A 15,426-nucleotide genomic window follows, 5' to 3' on the forward strand; every position below is an offset into this window, starting at 1 on the left:
TGGATCATGCACACCCTAACGACACACTTCGGCATTGGCATCGTTGCCGGGACCGCCGCCGCCGCGATATTCGAGGTGGCAACCGCGGCTGACCGGACGGCAGCCGGTGCTATTGCAGATGACTTGCCCGCCACCTGCGGCGCGACCGGCGCCGGCAGCGGCAGCAATGCCGGCCGCGGCACCATAGCCGCCCGCCGCGCCGCCGGCCTGAGGACGCTGCCGGGCGGGACGTTCATCACCGTCGTCGCGCTTCGCCGTTGCAGGCTTGGCCGGCTTGGCGGCTCGCTTCTTCTCGCACTCATTGTCGTCGTTGACCGCATAGCCCTCACGGCAGACGATCTTCGTGCACTTGTCGCCATCGGCCTTGAAGCCGTGCTCGCAGACCAGCGGGCAGACGCGCGACGGCTTGGCCTTGACCGCATCGAGCGCGTCAGTGCTCGCTACCTTCACGTCGAGCTTGGTGCCGGCATAGCGGTTGAACTGCGACAGCGAGCGTTGCGAGGACGTACTCCAAGTGCCATCGGCAGCGCCCGAGAAGCAGCCAACGCGGCCGAGCTCGGTCTGCACCGAGCGGCTGAGATCGGCCGGCGCGGTCGCCGGCGTCAGGGTGGCAACATTGGTGCCTGCAGGGCTCGCCGTGCTGGCCGGCGCCGCGCTCGGGGCCGCAGCGGCGAGGTTGACGCGCTGCTGCTCGGCGGCAGCTGCCTGCTGCTGCGCCTGCTCCTTGGCCTTCTGCGCGGCGAGCTGCGCCTGCTCGGCGGCCTTCGCATCGGCCGCGGCCTTGGCCTGTGCATCCTTCTGCGCGCCAAGCGCGGCGAGACGATCACGTTCCGCCTCGGCCTGTTTCGCCTTCTCGGTGGCAGCCGCATGGGCCTGCTCGGCACCAATCTTCTCGACCTGAAGCTTGGCGAGGCTGGCATAGAAGCCATCGGGATGCTGGGCGAGGAAGGCGGCCCACGCCGCCTTGTTACCGACCTGGAGCGCGAGCTCGTAATCGCGGCGGATGTCGGCCTGCGGGTTCGGTGCAGGCGCAACTGTTGCTGCGGCCGTCACCTTGACCGGAACCAGCGGCACGTCCTCACCACCGAGCGAGCCGTAGACGAACGGCTCCTGTTTGTTACCGGTCGACTTGAGCACGTCGTCGCGCACGAAGCCGAAGGCGCGGCGGACGTCGAGGCCCGGCGTCGTCAGATGCTTCGACAGCGCGACCGTAAAGGGACTGTTGGCCCCGTCGCCGTCCTGGGCGGTGAAGCCGGCCTTCGCCGAATAGGCGATCAGCGTGTTGGGGCTGGTCGGCTCGACCTGGGCAAGCCCCCGGCCGATACCGCGCGCGGCCACCGTGCGCTTCATGGTCTTGCCGAACGGATTATCGCGGCAGGCGTCCAGGATCACCAGCCGAAGCTGTTTTGCCGGTTCGACGGCGACCAGGACGCGGTCGAGCGAGAGCGCCTCGTCGTAGACGTCGGTGTCGCGCTCGAGCTTGGCGTCGACGGGGATCAGATAATTCGAGCCCTCGACCTCGATGCCGTGACCGGCATAATAGACCACGGCGATGTCCGCATTGCGGGTCGCATCGGCAAACTCGCGCAGCACGCGCCGCGTATCCAGGGCCGACAGGTCGTGGCGGAAATCGACGCTGTTGAAACCGGCCTCTTTCAGCGTCTTCGCCATCACGGCACCGTCGTTGACGGGATTGGCGAGCGACGGCGCGTGCTGATAGGCCGAGTTGGCGATCACCAGCGCGACGCGGTTGCCGGCAAAGGCGGGATCCGTGCCGAACAGCAGCACGGCGGCGAGGAGAAGCGGGCAGAGTCTGAGCAGGTTGCGCATGACACGACTTCCGAAGTTCGGGACGTTTCGGTCCCCCTTGTGACCGCTTTAGCAGGATCCGGTGCCGGCGCTTGTGATGGAGGTCACCAAGGCCGGGCCGGCGACAGCCCGAAGGACCCCCTTTGTTTGTCGCGCCAGCGCGGTCGGGGTTCGCTGCCAAACCGGCGGACAGACCGAACTCCCCTAGCCATCGCCAATATGCCCCCGATATTGCGGCAGATTGTCCGAAATCTCGTGCCAGGGCGCCTTCGAGGCTACGAAAATGTGGGCGCTTGGCCGGATCGAGGGGGCATCAACCAGGGTTCCCATGGCGACATGGACCCATTGTCCTTCCCGCACCCGGGAATAAAGCAGTGAGCCGCATCGCCCACAATGGGCGTCATGGGTAGTGTCGTCGCCGAAAATCATCCGCTGATCCCCTCCCCCGACAATGCGGAGCTTGTCCTGCGCGATGCCGGCGAACGGCTTGAAGGCGGAGCCGGTGGTGCGGCGGCAGTTCGAGCAGTGGCAGTTCATCGCATAGGAGAACGCGTCGGCCACCTCAAAGCGCACGGCGCGGCAGTAGCATTCGCCGATCAGCATACGAGCGTTCGAAGTTTCTGATCCGGTCATTCCAACACCCTCGCGCGATTAGCGAGAGACACCCATAGCGCATTTCGAAGTGTACGACTAAGTTCCGCCCAAGCCATCATGCAAAAGGATGACCCATGAGCCAGAACCGTTCGAGTATCGAAGCCGTCGTGCAATCCTATTTCGACGGGCTTTACGAGGGTGACGCCGAGAAGCTCGGCACCATTTTCCATCCCTCCGCTGACTTGCGCTGGGTCGAGAAGGGCGAGCTTCAGGTCCTGACCGTGCCCGACTGGCTCGACCGCGTCCGCAAGCGCGCCTCCGCCAAGGCTGAAGGCAAGCCGCGCGAGGATTTCATCGTCACCATCGACCGTTCGGACGAAAGGACCGCCTTCATCAAGGTCCGTTGCCAACTGCCTCCGCGCTTCTTCACCGATTATCTGGTGGCGATGAAGCTCGCCGACGGCTGGCAGATCGTGTCGAAGTCGTATCGGTATGACCTGAGGGAATGAGGAGGGCCTGACGTTCCGCTGCCTGAATTCGGACGCGCTCGCCCTCCATTCTGCATCATTGCAAGCATAACTCTCGCGGCGTCATTGCGAGGAGCTCTTGCCACGAAGCAATCCAGAGTCTCTCCGCGGAGGGATTCTGGATTGCTTCGCTGCGCTCGCAATGACGGCGCGGATGAAGCGTGCGTAATCTCTTCCATCTCTTCTCCCGAAAGCTCCCCATGCATCTCGATCGTCGCTCCCTGCTCGCCTCGCTGTGCTGGATCGCCGCCTCCCCCGCGTTGGCCGCTGAGGCCCTGCCTGAGCTCGAAACCTATGAGCGCGACAGCGGTGGACGGATCGGGGTCTATGCAGAGAACCTTGCGACCGGAAAAAAACTCGCATGGCGCGCCGACGAGCGCTTCGTCATGTGCTCGACCTTCAAGGCCTCGCTTGCGGCTTGCGTGCTGGCCCGGGTCGACCGCGGCGAGGAGCAGCTTGCGGCCATGATCGCTTACGGCAAGCCTGACCTCTTGGACTACGCGCCGACCGCCAAACAGAATCTTGCGGCCGGCGCGATGTCGGTCAGCGACATGTGCAAGGCGATCGTCGAGCTCAGCGACAATACCTGCGCCAATCTGCTGCTGGCGAGGATCGGCGGCCCCGCCACCCTCACCGCCTTCTGGCGATCGCTCGGCGATACCACATCCCGGCTCGACCACAACGAACCCGAGCTCAACCGCTCGCCGCCGGGCGATCCCCACGACACCACAACGCCGGCAGCGATGGCGGGAAATTTGCGGCGCCTGGTGGTGGGCGAGGCGCTGTCGCCGGCCTCGCGTGCCCTGCTCACCGACTGGATGGTGAACTGCAAGACCGGCGCGAACCGGTTGCGCGGCGGCCTGCCCGCGGGCTGGACCATCGGCGACAAGACCGGCAACAACGGCAAGGACGCCTCGGGCGATATCGCGGTGGTCTGGCCCAAGTTCGACAATAAGCCCGGGACGCCGATCCTGATCGCGGCCTATACCCAGGGCGGCACACCGAATGCGGCGCAGATCGAAGCCGCCTTTGCACGCATCGGGCGGATGGTGGCCGAGCGGCTCGGCGTAAGCCACGCGCATTGACGTTGCAGCCGCTTCCGGGTCAAGACAGACCATCATGGAAGCGAAGTTTCAGACCTTTCTCATCCTGCTCGCCGTACTGGCAGGCGTGGCGCTGGCCGCACGCCGCTTCAACGTCGCCCCCGCCATCCTGCTGATGCTGGCGGGCGTCGGCCTCGCCTTCGTGCCGGGCATGCCCCCGGTGGAATTGCCGCCGGAATTGGTGCTGCTGATGGTGCTGCCGCCGCTGATCTACTCGGCGAGCGTTGCCATGAGCTGGCGTGAGTTCAAGAACAATTTGCGTCCCATCGTGCTGCTCGCGGTCGGAGCCGTGATCTTCACCGCAGCGATGGTGGCGGCCGCCACGCACTATATGATCGGCCTGCCCTGGACCATCGGCTTCCTGCTCGGCGCCATCGTCGCGCCGCCCGACGTGGTGGCGCCGCTCGCGATCGCGCGCCGGCTCAACATGCCGCGGCGGCTCCTGGTCATCCTCGAGGGTGAGGGGCTTGCCAATGATGCCACAGCGCTGATCCTCTACCGCTTCGCGCTGGCCGCCATCATGGTCGGGCATTTCTCGCTGCCGCTCGCCGCCGGCGAATTCCTCCTCATCGTCGCCAGCGAGATCGCCTTCGGCATCGGCGTCGGCTGGCTCTCCCTTCGCTTCCGCAAATGGTCCGGGGATCCGCAGGTCGAGCTGACGCTGTCGCTGATCACCCCCTACGTGTCCTACTGGCTGCCCGAGCATATCGGCGGCTCCGGGGTGATCGCGACGGTGGCCTGCGGTCTCTATGTGAGCTGGAACGGCCCGCTGCTGATCTCGTCGGCAACGCGCCTGCAGGGCATCTTCTTCTGGGACCTCGTGATCTACCTGATCGAGGGCGTGCTGTTCCTGCTCACCGGATTCCAGATGCGCGCGCTCTACGAGAAATCGAAGGCGTTCCCGCTCGACGACATCCTGATCGCGACTGCCGTGGTCCTCGTGATCGTCGTCGTCGCGCGCTTCGCCTGGCTCTATCCCGCAACCTATCTGCCGCGGATGCTCAGCAGATCGTTGCGCGAGCGCGATCCGTCGCCGCCCTGGCAATGGCCGTTCGTGCTCGCCTTCACCGGCGTGCGCGGCGCGGTGTCGCTGGCGGCCGCGCTGGCACTGCCGTTCACGCTGCCTGATGGCGATGCATTTCCGTATCGCGACCTGATCCTGTTCGTGGCCTTCGGCGTCATCTTCGTCACACTGATCGGCGTCGGGCTGACGCTGCCACCAGTAGTGCGGTGGCTCGGCGTCGCCGAGGCCGGCCGCAACGAGCATGCCGCCGAGCACGAGGCCGAGATCGCCGCACGCCGCCAGGCGCTCGATGCAGCACTGAAATCACTCGACGCGCTCACCGAGCAGAAGGACGTTTCCGACGAGGTCATGCGGCTGCTGCGCGCCCGCCACGACATCCGTGTCAACCAGCTGCCTGATTCACTCGATCCCACCCACCACGACGTCTCCGCCGCCGGCACCGCGCTGACCCGCGACCTGATCGCCGCCGAACGAAAATTCATCCACGATCTCCTGCGCGACGGCCAGATCACCGACGAGACGCGGCGGCGGATCGAGCGCGATCTGGATCTGGAGGAAGCCAGCCTGGCGAACCGGGAGTATCGGCGGACGCCGCTGTAGGCGCGGCCAGTCATTGCGAGGAGCCGTTGCGACGAAGCAATCCAGACTGCCTCCACGGAAAGACTCTGGATTGCTTCGCTGCGCTCGCAATGACGGCGGGAGCAACTACCGCCTCGCGCAAAACTCCACTATGGCCGACGCCACGGCCGCCGCAATCGTCTCATGCCGCTCGGGTGCGTTCATCGCCATTTCCTCGTCGCGGTTGATGATGGAGCCGGCCTCGAGCAGCACTGCGGCACTGCTGGTCCGCGAGAGGACGACGAGCCCGTCATAGCGGTAGACGCCGAAATCCTTGTCGAGCAACTGGCGCCGGTAACGGCCCATCAGCGGCAAAGTGTATTGGCTGGCATAGTGCAGGCCTTGCTCCTTCAACTGTCTGCCGATCATCCGGGCCAGCACCAGGCTGGTGGCGAAGTGCGAATTCTGCTGCGACACGAACAGCGAGTGGCCCGAAAAGCGATCGCTGAAATAGCTCTTCGCGCCATCGAATTCCCAGGTCTCGAGCAGCTTGTCCGGCACCGAATCGTGATGGATCGACAGGAAAAGATCGGCGCGCGACCCATTGGCGCTGCCGACACGTTTGAACAGGCTGGGCCGAGCCTTGCCGTCCGTGACGAGCAGGCGTGTTGCGGCAAAGCCTTCGGACTTGAGTTTCGCCGTGATGAGTCTTGCGAGACGGAAGTTGAAGCCGAACTCCGGATCGTTGCGCGCGCTCAGTGCGCCGTAGGAGTCCGGCGTATGCCCGACATCCACGACGATCCGGAATTTCGGCATCTCACATTTGGCTGGCGCGGGCGAAGGCCTGGGCCTCGCTTTCGCGACCTTTCGGGCCGGGGCGGCCAGACCCGCATCGATCGATGGAAGCAATAGCGCGACCAGCGACACCAGGAGAATTGCGACGATGTCCCGCCCTGACGACAAATCCTACTCCGCTGCCGCGATGCGTGGCCGGCCGACGAAGCCCGCGACATCGCCGAATCGTTCGAGCATGACCGCGGGCAGATCCTTCGACTTGCTGGTGACGCAGGCGCCCGAGCGCACCGCATAGCGATCCTGATGCGCCGCCTGCGGAGGCGGCTCACCCTGCTGCAGCGCCCGCGCCAGATCCATCACGGTCTTGCGAAAATGCATGATGCCGAGATCGGTCGGCCCGAGATGCTCGCGGGTGCGGTCGGCGATCGGCCCTTGGCTGTCCTGCACGGCGGCGTCCTGCTCGGAGACACCCTTGATGCCGGTGTAGCTCCGGGTCTTCTGGAGCTTGCGGTCAATCAGATAGTCGTTCCCCTTATGGCGCAGCGGCACGTAATGGTCGTCGACCTCCGCGATCACGCCGTTGCCGCGGTCGTAGGCGTCGCGCTCTGCTTGCGTCAGGGGGCGCTCCGGATTCCAGGCATAGGTGTAGATCCAGCAATTGGTGTCGGTGACAGGCACGAAGGTCTGGCCAAAAATGCTCTCGCCCGGCATCGCGCTCGGCGCGTAGGCGTGGAACGGCATCAGGAATTGCGCAATGCGCCAGTAGATGCTGTCGCCGCCGGTGAGCCGGCCGCCGGCAATGGTCAGTCCGGCGTCGTGCGGGCTGATCTTGATCACCGGACGCGGGTCTTCCGCGATCCAGCGCATGTGATCGCTCGCCATCCGCGCGATCGGATTCACAAAGTGCTTCTTGATGTCCAGGATCTCGTTCTCCTCCTTGTCGAAGGAGAGATGGGCAAAGGTGAAATGCGCGGTGTCGATCGAGCCTTCCAGCGCCTGCACCCAGTTGCAGTCCTGCCATTTCTTGCTGACGTAGCGGTGCGAGGCCGGCAGCAGCGCCATTTCGAGATCAGGCAATTCGGGTGTGGCCTCGAGCGGCCCCATATAGGCCCAGACCATCTCGCCCCATTCACGCACCGGATAGGATTTGATGCGGATCAGGTCCTTGGCGTTGAGGTCGGGGTAGGAGGTCGGCATGTCCAGGCAGCGGCCGTCGGTGTCGAATTTCCAGCCGTGATAGACGCAGCGGATGCCGCACTCTTCGTTGCGCCCGAGCCAGAGATTGGCGCCGCGATGCGGGCAATACTGGTCGATGACACCGACGACGCCGCGCGTGTCGCGGAAGGCGAGCAGTTCCTCGCCGAGGACGACGATCTTCTTCGGCTCGCCATCGGGCTCGGGAAGCTCTTCTGACAGCAAGACGGGAATCCAGAAGCGGCGCAGCAATTCGCCCATGCCCGTTCCGGGGCCGGCCTCGGTCAGGAATTTATTGTCCTCTGCGCGAAGCATGGAAGATCCTCCCGATTTGTTTTTAGGAAGATTGGCGCGGACACGGGAGGACGTCAACGCAAGAACGGGCTCTCGTAGGGTGGGCAAAGGCGCGCTCTTCGCGCGCCGTGCCCACCATCCTGTCACGTGTGCGGCGAGATGGTGGGCACGCTTCGCTTTGCCCACCCTACGGCACCGTCTCCTTAAACCGGCCGCTCCCCCTTCACCGTCACCCGCGTACCCGAGCGCGTGTGGGGCCAGTAGTCCCACATCGCGCGGTGCTGGGTGCAGCGGTTGTCCCAGAAGGCGATGGCGTTCTCGGTCCAGCGGAAGCGGCACTGGAACAGCGGGTTCTCGGCGTGCTGGTAGAGATAGGCGAGCATCGCGTCGCTCTCGTCCCGCGGGATACCGTTGATGTGGCGGGTGAAGCCGCGGTTGACGTAAAGCGCCTTCTTGGCCGTGACGGGATGCGTCCGCACAACGGGATGCTCGGCGCTCGGATAGGACGGACGGTCGGCGACGCCATAGTTCGCATAGAGCCCGCGATAGATCGGCTCGCCGTCATGCAGCGCGGTGAGGCCATCGAGATAGGCCTTCATGCGGTCGGACAGCGCCTCATAGGCGGCGTACATGTTGGCGAACAGCGTGTCGCCGCCGCGCGGCGGGCACTGCTTGATGTAGAGGATCGAACCCATCGGCGGTTCGAGATCGCAGGACACGTCGGAGTGCCAGCCCTCGCCGTTGGCGCGCGGCGAGTTCTTGTCGGCGTAGATCTTCATCAGCGCCGGGTCTTCGTCCTCATGCGGCGCGGCGGGATGGAAATGCAGCTCGCCGAACTTGCGGCCGAAGGCGAGATGCTGCTTCGGCGTGATTTGCTGGTCACGGAAGAAGATGACGAGGTTTTCGGCGAGCGCGCGGTGGATCTCGTCCATCTGCTGGTTGGAGCGCGCGTCGTCGGAGACGAGCCTGCCGATGTCCACGCCCGATATTTCCGCGCCGATGATGGGGGTGAGCTTCTCGACCGCGATGGTCTCATAGGGCGCGCCGTCATCGGCCGTGTGGCGATAGCGCGGGCCCTGCTTGCCGGCGAGTGAGCTCATGGCGTGTCTCCCGATCATTCTTGATTGGGAGCCATCGTAGCGCGCGGTGAGGGATGTGCAATCTGCACCGCACACTCAGTTCGTCGTCCCGGACAAGCGCAAGCGCAGATCCGGGACCCATAGCCACAGGGAGGGGTTTGACGCGAAATTGGTAACTCCGAGTCTTCGCCAAACCACTCCCTGTGGTTATGGGTCCCTGCTTTCGCAGGGACGACAGCGGAGTGTGGAGCGCTAGCGGAGTGAAATCACTCCGCCGCGGTCACCGGCACCTTGGCGCCCTGGCCGTAACGCTGCTCGATGTAGTCGATGACCAGCGCCTTGAAGTCGGCGGAGATGGTCGGCCCGCGCAGGGTGCGGAACTTCTTGCCGTCGACGAAAACCGGCGCGGCGGGCGCTTCGCCGGTGCCCGGCAGCGAGATACCGATATTGGCGTGCTTGGATTCGCCGGGGCCGTTGACGATGCAGCCCATCACCGCGACGTTGAGTTCTTCGACGCCGGGATATTTCGTCTTCCAGGTCGGCATCTCGTCGCGGATGAAATCCTGGATCGAGCGCGCCAGTTCCTGGAACGTGGTCGAGGTGGTGCGGCCGCAGCCGGGGCACGCCGCGACCAGCGGCACGAAGGTGCGGAAGCCCATGGTCTGCAGCAGCTCCTGGCCGACCTGCACCTCGCGGGTGCGATCGCCGCCGGGCTCCGGCGTCAGCGAGATGCGGATGGTGTCGCCGATGCCCTGCTGCAAGAGGATGCCGAGCGCGGCCGAGGACGCCACGATGCCCTTCGAGCCCATGCCGGCTTCGGTGAGGCCGAGATGGATGGCATAATCGGAGCGGCTGGCGAGGTCCTGATAGACCGCGATCAGATCCTGCACCGCCGAGACCTTTGCGGAGAGGATGATGCGGTTCTTGGGCATGCCGAGCTCTTCGGCGCGCGCGGCCGAGAGCAGCGCGGACTGCACCATGGCTTCGCGCGTCACCGCGCGCACGTCGCGCGGATTGGCCGAGGCGGCGTTCTCGTCCATCAGCTTGGTCAGCAGCTCCTGATCGAGCGAGCCCCAATTGGCGCCGATGCGCACCGGCTTGCTGTTCTTGTTGGCGATCTCGATGATGTCGGCGAACTGGGTGTCGCGCTTGTCCTTGAAGCCGACATTGCCGGGATTGATGCGGTACTTGGCGAGCGCCTCGGCGCAGGCCGGATAGGCCGCGAGCAGCTTGTGGCCGATATAGTGGAAGTCGCCGATCAACGGCGTGGTGATGCCGCGCTTGGCGAGGCCGTCGCGAATGTGCGGCACGGCGGCCGCGGCTTCCTCCCGGTCCACGGTGATGCGGACCATTTCGGAGCCGGCGCGCGCGAGCGCCGCGACCTGGGCAATGGTACCGTCGATGTCGGCGGTGTCGGTGTTGGTCATCGACTGCACGACGATCGGCGCACCGCCGCCGACGGCGACGTCGCCGACCTTGACCTGGGTGGTGTGATGGCGCGGCGCTGGCCCCGCGATGTCGGAATCGATGGTGGTTTCGGGCTTGTTCATGGGGTCCAAATATCAGGTTTTGGTGACGTTCAGCAATGCATCGCGCGGCGCCGCAGCGACTTGGCTGGGACGGTTAACCAGAAAAAGCCCAGCAATTACAAGGACGGCAGCCGCCCCGAACGCCAAGCTTAGCGTGTCGTGCATGATGAAATAGCTACCGACGACGCCAAACAAAGGGGTGATGAAGGTAAAAGCCGACAATTTGCTGGCCGAATAGGCCTTCACCAGCGCGAACCAAAGCGTGAACGTGGTTCCAACCACCCAGATCGCCTGAAAGGCCATCAGGCCGAGCGACAGCGGCGCCGGGGTATGCGTGATGGTCTCACCGAACAGCCATGCCGCCAGTCCCAGGATCGGGATCGAGATCGCCACCTGATAACCCAGCGCCTTCTCGGGCGCGGCGAACCGCAACCTTGTGCCCTTGGCGACCAGTGTCGTCGCCGCCCACAGCGCGGCGCCACCGACGATCATGAGGTCGCCGAGCAGGACATGCGAATCGACATTGGGCTGCGGCACGCCAATCGCGAGGGCGACGCCGGCAAAGCTGATGGCAAGGCCCAGCCATTGCGAGGCGCCGAGCCGCTCGCCAAGCACCTGATAAGAGCCGAGCGCGACGAAGAACGGCGCGGTGTAGAGGAACACCACTGCGCGCGAGGCTGAGGTGAGGCGCAGCCCCTGGAAGATCAGCACGAATTCGATGCCGAACATCAGCCCGGCAATCAGGCCCGGCTTCCACGTGCCATCGTTCTCGAAGAATTTGACGCCGCGAAGCGTGCCGATGAGGAACAGCACCGGCAGCGCGCCCGCCGAGCGGATCGTGGCCTGCAGCATCGGCGGAATGTCAGGCAGCACCAGCTTCACCGCGATCTGGTTGAATCCCCAGGTCAGGCACAGCATGAGCATCAGGGCGATGGCGCCGGCACTGAGGGGACGTGCGGCGGAATAGTTGGCTTGTGGCGAGGACATCTCTTCCCGACTACCCGGCTTTGCGCCGTTGTTGCTCTATGCAGCTTTTTGACAATGGGTGCAGACGCCCGTGATCTCCACCACGGACAATTTAGGCGCAAAGCCCGAGCTGCGCGCCGCTGCATTGAGGTCCCCGGCGAAGGACGCCGACGGGATCTCGCCGACCAGGCCGCAGCGCTCGCAGATCAGGAACGCCACCGCCGAGGTCGCGTCGTGGTCGTGGGCGGCACAGGCAAGGTAGGCATTGCGGCTTTCGATGCGGTGCACGAGGCCGTTGGCCATCAGGAAATCGAGCGCGCGATAGACCGTGATCGGCGCCGGCCGCGACATCGATTTGGCAAGCTCGTCGATCACCTCATAGGCGCCGAGCGGGCGGTGGCTGGAGAGCAAGGCCCCCAGCACCTGACGGCGTATCGGCGTTAATTTCTGAGCGCGCTGCTTGCAGACCTCCTCGGCATGCGCCAGCGCATCCGCGGTGCAGCGGCCGTGATCGTGGTCAGGCGCGGGAAATGCCGGCTTTGCGAGGGTCATGCGGCCACGTTCTAGCATTTGAGCCCGGGAACCCAAAGCACGACCCTGCGACCGGCTGCCAGCCATGCTCGCGCTGCGGGACAGCATCCTGATAATCCGCCATGGAATAATCATAAGCTTGCTTATTATATTCCAAGCTTATTGGAGACCAAGCTTATGACCCGCGGGTCCGTCGACCAGAACTTCCTGTTCACGCTCGGTGAGCTCTATCGCCTCTTGCGCGTCTATGCCGACAAGGAGGCATCGCGGTTCGGCATCACCCGGGCGCAATGGGCGGTGCTGGCCAAGGTCGAGCGCAGCGAGGGCATGAAGCAGTCGGAACTCGCGGAGCTGCTCGAGATGCAGCCGATCACGCTGACCCGCCTGATCGACAAGCTCTGCGACAATGATTGGATCGAGCGCCGCAGCGACGCTTCGGACCGCCGCGTCAAGCGCCTGTATCTGAGGAAGGCCGGCCGGCAATTGCTGGGCCGGATGGGCGGGCTGAAGTCCGAGCTCACCGCCAACGCGCTCGACGGCATCACGCCGGCGGACGCCCATCGCCTCCTGACCCAGCTCGAAACCATCAAGGAAAACGTGCGTACCGCGATCCAGACCAGCGGCGCGGAACAGGCGCGTAAGGAGCAGCGCTATGGCTGACCAAGTCCTCAAGTTCCAGCCCGAGCAGAAGACCGACAGCGGCAAGCCCACCAAGAAGGCCGGCACCGATCCGCGCCGCCGCCTGGTCGCCGGCCTGCGGCGTTACCGCCGCTTCCTGCTCCTGGTCGTGCTGCCTGTCATCGCCGCCATCGGCGGCATCACCTTCTACCTGCATGGCGGCCGCTATGTCGGCACCGACGACGCCTATGTCGGCGCGCAGAAGGTGCTGGTGACGCCCGACATCTCCGGCAAGATCCAGAAGGTCGTCGTGAAGGAAGGCCAGTCCGTCAAGCAGGGCGACGAGCTGTTCGAGATCGACCCCGCTCCGTTTCGCCACGCGGTGGACGAAGCCAAGGCGCAGCTCGCGCAGGCCCGCACGACTTACGACAACCTCGTCGCCAACATCAAGATCTATGGCGACATGCTGGGGCTTGCCCAGCAAGGCATCGATTTGAAGCAGCGCGACGTCGAGCGCAAGCAGGCGCTGGTGAAGAACAATTACGGCTCGCAGCTCGATCTCGACAATGCCTCGAATGCGCTGGTCACCGCCGGCGCACAGGCGCAATACATCAAGCAACAGCTCTCCAACGCCAAGACGCAGCTGCTCGGCGACCCCGAATTGCCGCTGGAGCAATTCCCATCCTACGCCCAGGCGAAGGCCAAGCTGGACGATGCCCAGCGCAACCTCGACCACACCGTGCTGCGCGCGCCGATGGACGGCGTGGCGACGCAGGTCGAGCAAATCCAGCTCGGCCGCTATGTCGCCGCCGGCACGCCGGTGTTTTCCATCATCGACGTCGCCCACCCCTGGGTCGACGCCAATCCGAAGGAGAGCGACCTCACCCACGTCACCGAAGGACAGCCCGTCACGCTCGAGGTCGACGCGTTCCCGAACCACGTCTTCAAGGGCAAGATCGGCTCGCTTTCGCCCGGCACCGGCGCGCAATTCGCGATCCTGCCGCCGCAGAACGCTACCGGCAATTTCGTCAAGGTGGTGCAGCGCGTGCCGATCCGCATCTATTTCGATGAGACCGACAAATATGTGCGGAAGCTGAAGGCCGGCATGAGCGTCTACGCCACCATCGACACCGGCCATCAGCGCTCGCTCGCCGGCCTGCTCGGCCTGTCGGCGACAGCGAGCCAGGATAAAGACTGAACGCAAGGACTGACCCGATGTCCGGTCCCAATGCCAGCCTGATGGTCCCCGGCCTGCGCCGGAACATGGTGACGATCTGCGCCATGACCGCGACCATCATGCAAGCGCTGGACACCACCATCGCCAACGTCGCCCTGCCCTACATGCAGGGCACGTTGTCGGCCTCGCAGGACCAGATCAACTGGGTGCTGACCTCCTACATCGTCGCCGCTGCGATCATGACGGCGCCGGTCGGCTGGATCGCCAACCGCTTCGGCCGCAAGCGCATCTTCATCATCTGCTCGGCCGGCTTCACCATGGCCTCGGTGCTGTGCGGCCTCGCCGAAGACATCAACCAGATGGTGCTGTTCCGCCTGCTGCAAGGTGTGTTCGGCGCCGCCCTGGTGCCGCTGTCGCAATCGGTGATGCTCGACTATTACACGCTCCAGGAACGCGCCAAGGCGATGTCGATCTGGGGCATGGGCGTGATGATGGGTCCGATCATGGGTCCATCACTTGGCGCCTGGCTGACCGAGACTTATTCATGGCACTGGGTGTTCTTCGTCAACCTGCCGTTCGGCTTCATCACCGTGCTCGGGCTGATCGTCTTCATGGACGAGACGGACAAGAATCTCAGCCTCAGATTCGACTGGTTCGGCTTCGCCGCGCTGGCGGTCGCGATCGGCTCGCTTCAGCTCGCGCTCGACCGCGGCGAGCAGCTGGGCTGGCTGGAATCCAATGAGATCCTCGCGGAGTTCATCGTTTCTGCCGTCGCCTTCTATTTCTTCCTCGCGCACTCCTTCACGACCTCGACGCCGTTCATCCGGTTCGCGCTGTTTCGGGATCGCAACTTCGTCACCGGTTGCGTGTTCATGATCGTGATGGGGCTCGTGCTGTTCTCGACCATGGCGCTGGCCTCGCCCTATATGCAGAACGTGATCGGCTATCCCATCATCACCGCCGGCCTCTTGCTGGCGAGCCGCGGCTTCGGCACCTTCTTTGCGATGATGCTGGTCGGCCGCATGATGCGCTATTTCGAGGCGCGCACGCTGATCATCGCCGGCCTGACGCTGACCGCGGGCTCGCTGTTCCAGATGACCGGCTGGACCGATTTGACCCAGGTGCCGGAGATCGTCACCGTCAGCGTCATCCAGGGCTTCGGCTTCGGCCTCGTCTTCGTGCCGCTCTCGACCGTGGCGTTCCTGACGCTGTCGAACGATCTGCGCACTGACGGCACCGCGATGCTGACCCTGATGCGCAACGTCGCGAGCTCGGTCGGCATTTCCGTCGTCATCGCCCAATTGACGCAGGGGACGCGGCGGACCTATGCGATCCTGTCCGAGCACATCAACCCGTTCAACCACGCGCTCCAGATGCCCAGCGTCAGCGGCATGATCAACCTCTCCACCGACGCCGGCCGCGCCATGGCCGACAGGATGGTCGGCGTGCAGGCGCAGATCATCGCCTTCGCCTACGACTATCAGCTGGTGATGTTCTTCATCCTCTGCACCATCCCGCTCGCCTTGCTGATCGGCTCGACCAAGGCCACGCTGCGCAAGCAGGCGGCGGGACCGGAACATGCGGTGATGGAGTAGGACGCGGTCGATCACCAATCTCCACTGTCATCC

14 protein-coding genes are annotated in these 15,426 nt (G+C 64.7%); 6 read left to right on the forward strand and 8 right to left on the reverse strand.

Annotated features, from left to right (window positions below):
• Positions 1–15: 15 nt before the first annotated feature.
• Positions 16–1,830, reverse strand: coding sequence for a caspase family protein (locus tag XH81_RS19580; protein ID WP_028139638.1), 1,815 nt, complete (start codon positions 1,828–1,830; stop codon positions 16–18).
• 183 nt (positions 1,831–2,013) lie between these two features.
• Positions 2,014–2,442: a GFA family protein gene (locus XH81_RS19585; RefSeq protein WP_028139637.1), complete on the reverse strand. Its 429-nt coding sequence runs from the start codon at positions 2,440–2,442 to the stop codon at positions 2,014–2,016.
• A 95-nt stretch (positions 2,443–2,537) separates the two neighbouring features.
• On the opposite strand from XH81_RS19585, the gene XH81_RS19590 reads away from it, so the two are divergent.
• The 3 genes from XH81_RS19590 to XH81_RS19600 all read left to right on the forward strand — a co-directional run bounded on the left by XH81_RS19590 (position 2,538) and on the right by XH81_RS19600 (position 5,657).
• Complete coding sequence (locus XH81_RS19590) at positions 2,538–2,912, forward strand: nuclear transport factor 2 family protein (RefSeq protein WP_028139636.1); 375 nt, start codon at positions 2,538–2,540, stop codon at positions 2,910–2,912.
• Positions 2,913–3,130: 218 nt separating this feature from the next.
• The gene (gene bla / locus XH81_RS19595; RefSeq protein WP_028139635.1) at positions 3,131–4,015 is read left to right on the forward strand and encodes a class A beta-lactamase; all 885 of its coding nucleotides are present in this window, start codon (positions 3,131–3,133) and stop codon (positions 4,013–4,015) included.
• A 34-nt stretch (positions 4,016–4,049) separates the two neighbouring features.
• The gene (locus XH81_RS19600) at positions 4,050–5,657 is read left to right on the forward strand and encodes a Na+/H+ antiporter (protein ID WP_028139634.1); all 1,608 of its coding nucleotides are present in this window, start codon (positions 4,050–4,052) and stop codon (positions 5,655–5,657) included.
• A 105-nt stretch (positions 5,658–5,762) separates the two neighbouring features.
• Here the strand turns inward: XH81_RS19600 and XH81_RS19605 are convergent, their stop codons facing one another.
• The 6 genes from XH81_RS19605 to XH81_RS19630 form a co-directional block, all read right to left on the reverse strand.
• A complete protein-coding gene (locus XH81_RS19605) occupies positions 5,763–6,578 on the reverse strand; it encodes an N-acetylmuramoyl-L-alanine amidase (RefSeq protein WP_038949502.1) in 816 nt (271 codons plus the stop codon).
• A gap of 3 nt (positions 6,579–6,581) precedes the next feature.
• Positions 6,582–7,919, reverse strand: coding sequence for a Rieske 2Fe-2S domain-containing protein (locus tag XH81_RS19610; protein ID WP_028139632.1), 1,338 nt, complete (start codon positions 7,917–7,919; stop codon positions 6,582–6,584).
• A gap of 182 nt (positions 7,920–8,101) precedes the next feature.
• Complete coding sequence (locus XH81_RS19615) at positions 8,102–8,998, reverse strand: TauD/TfdA dioxygenase family protein (protein ID WP_038949501.1); 897 nt, start codon at positions 8,996–8,998, stop codon at positions 8,102–8,104.
• Positions 8,999–9,243: 245 nt separating this feature from the next.
• Positions 9,244–10,527 (reverse strand): flavodoxin-dependent (E)-4-hydroxy-3-methylbut-2-enyl-diphosphate synthase, encoded by a 1,284-nt coding sequence (gene ispG, locus XH81_RS19620; RefSeq protein ID WP_028139631.1) that lies wholly within the window; start codon positions 10,525–10,527, stop codon positions 9,244–9,246.
• 12 nt (positions 10,528–10,539) lie between these two features.
• Positions 10,540–11,493, reverse strand: coding sequence for a DMT family transporter (locus tag XH81_RS19625; RefSeq protein ID WP_028139630.1), 954 nt, complete (start codon positions 11,491–11,493; stop codon positions 10,540–10,542).
• A 36-nt stretch (positions 11,494–11,529) separates the two neighbouring features.
• Positions 11,530–12,024: a Fur family transcriptional regulator gene (locus tag XH81_RS19630; protein ID WP_028139629.1), complete on the reverse strand. Its 495-nt coding sequence runs from the start codon at positions 12,022–12,024 to the stop codon at positions 11,530–11,532.
• A gap of 156 nt (positions 12,025–12,180) precedes the next feature.
• Between XH81_RS19630 and XH81_RS19635 the strand changes: the two genes are divergently transcribed.
• From XH81_RS19635 to XH81_RS19645, 3 genes are read left to right on the forward strand one after another with little or no spacing between them, the layout of a single operon-like run.
• Positions 12,181–12,663 (forward strand): MarR family winged helix-turn-helix transcriptional regulator, encoded by a 483-nt coding sequence (locus XH81_RS19635; protein WP_028139628.1) that lies wholly within the window; start codon positions 12,181–12,183, stop codon positions 12,661–12,663.
• Positions 12,656–13,819, forward strand: coding sequence for an HlyD family secretion protein (locus XH81_RS19640; RefSeq protein ID WP_028139627.1), 1,164 nt, complete (start codon positions 12,656–12,658; stop codon positions 13,817–13,819). The genes XH81_RS19635 and XH81_RS19640 overlap by 8 nt, the downstream gene beginning before the upstream one ends.
• A gap of 17 nt (positions 13,820–13,836) precedes the next feature.
• The gene (locus XH81_RS19645) at positions 13,837–15,393 is read left to right on the forward strand and encodes an MDR family MFS transporter (RefSeq protein WP_271596336.1); all 1,557 of its coding nucleotides are present in this window, start codon (positions 13,837–13,839) and stop codon (positions 15,391–15,393) included.
• Positions 15,394–15,426 lie beyond the last annotated feature (33 nt).

Source organism: Bradyrhizobium sp. CCBAU 25360 (genome assembly GCF_028128695.1).
Taxonomy (GTDB): Bacteria; Pseudomonadota; Alphaproteobacteria; order Rhizobiales; family Xanthobacteraceae; genus Bradyrhizobium; species Bradyrhizobium ottawaense.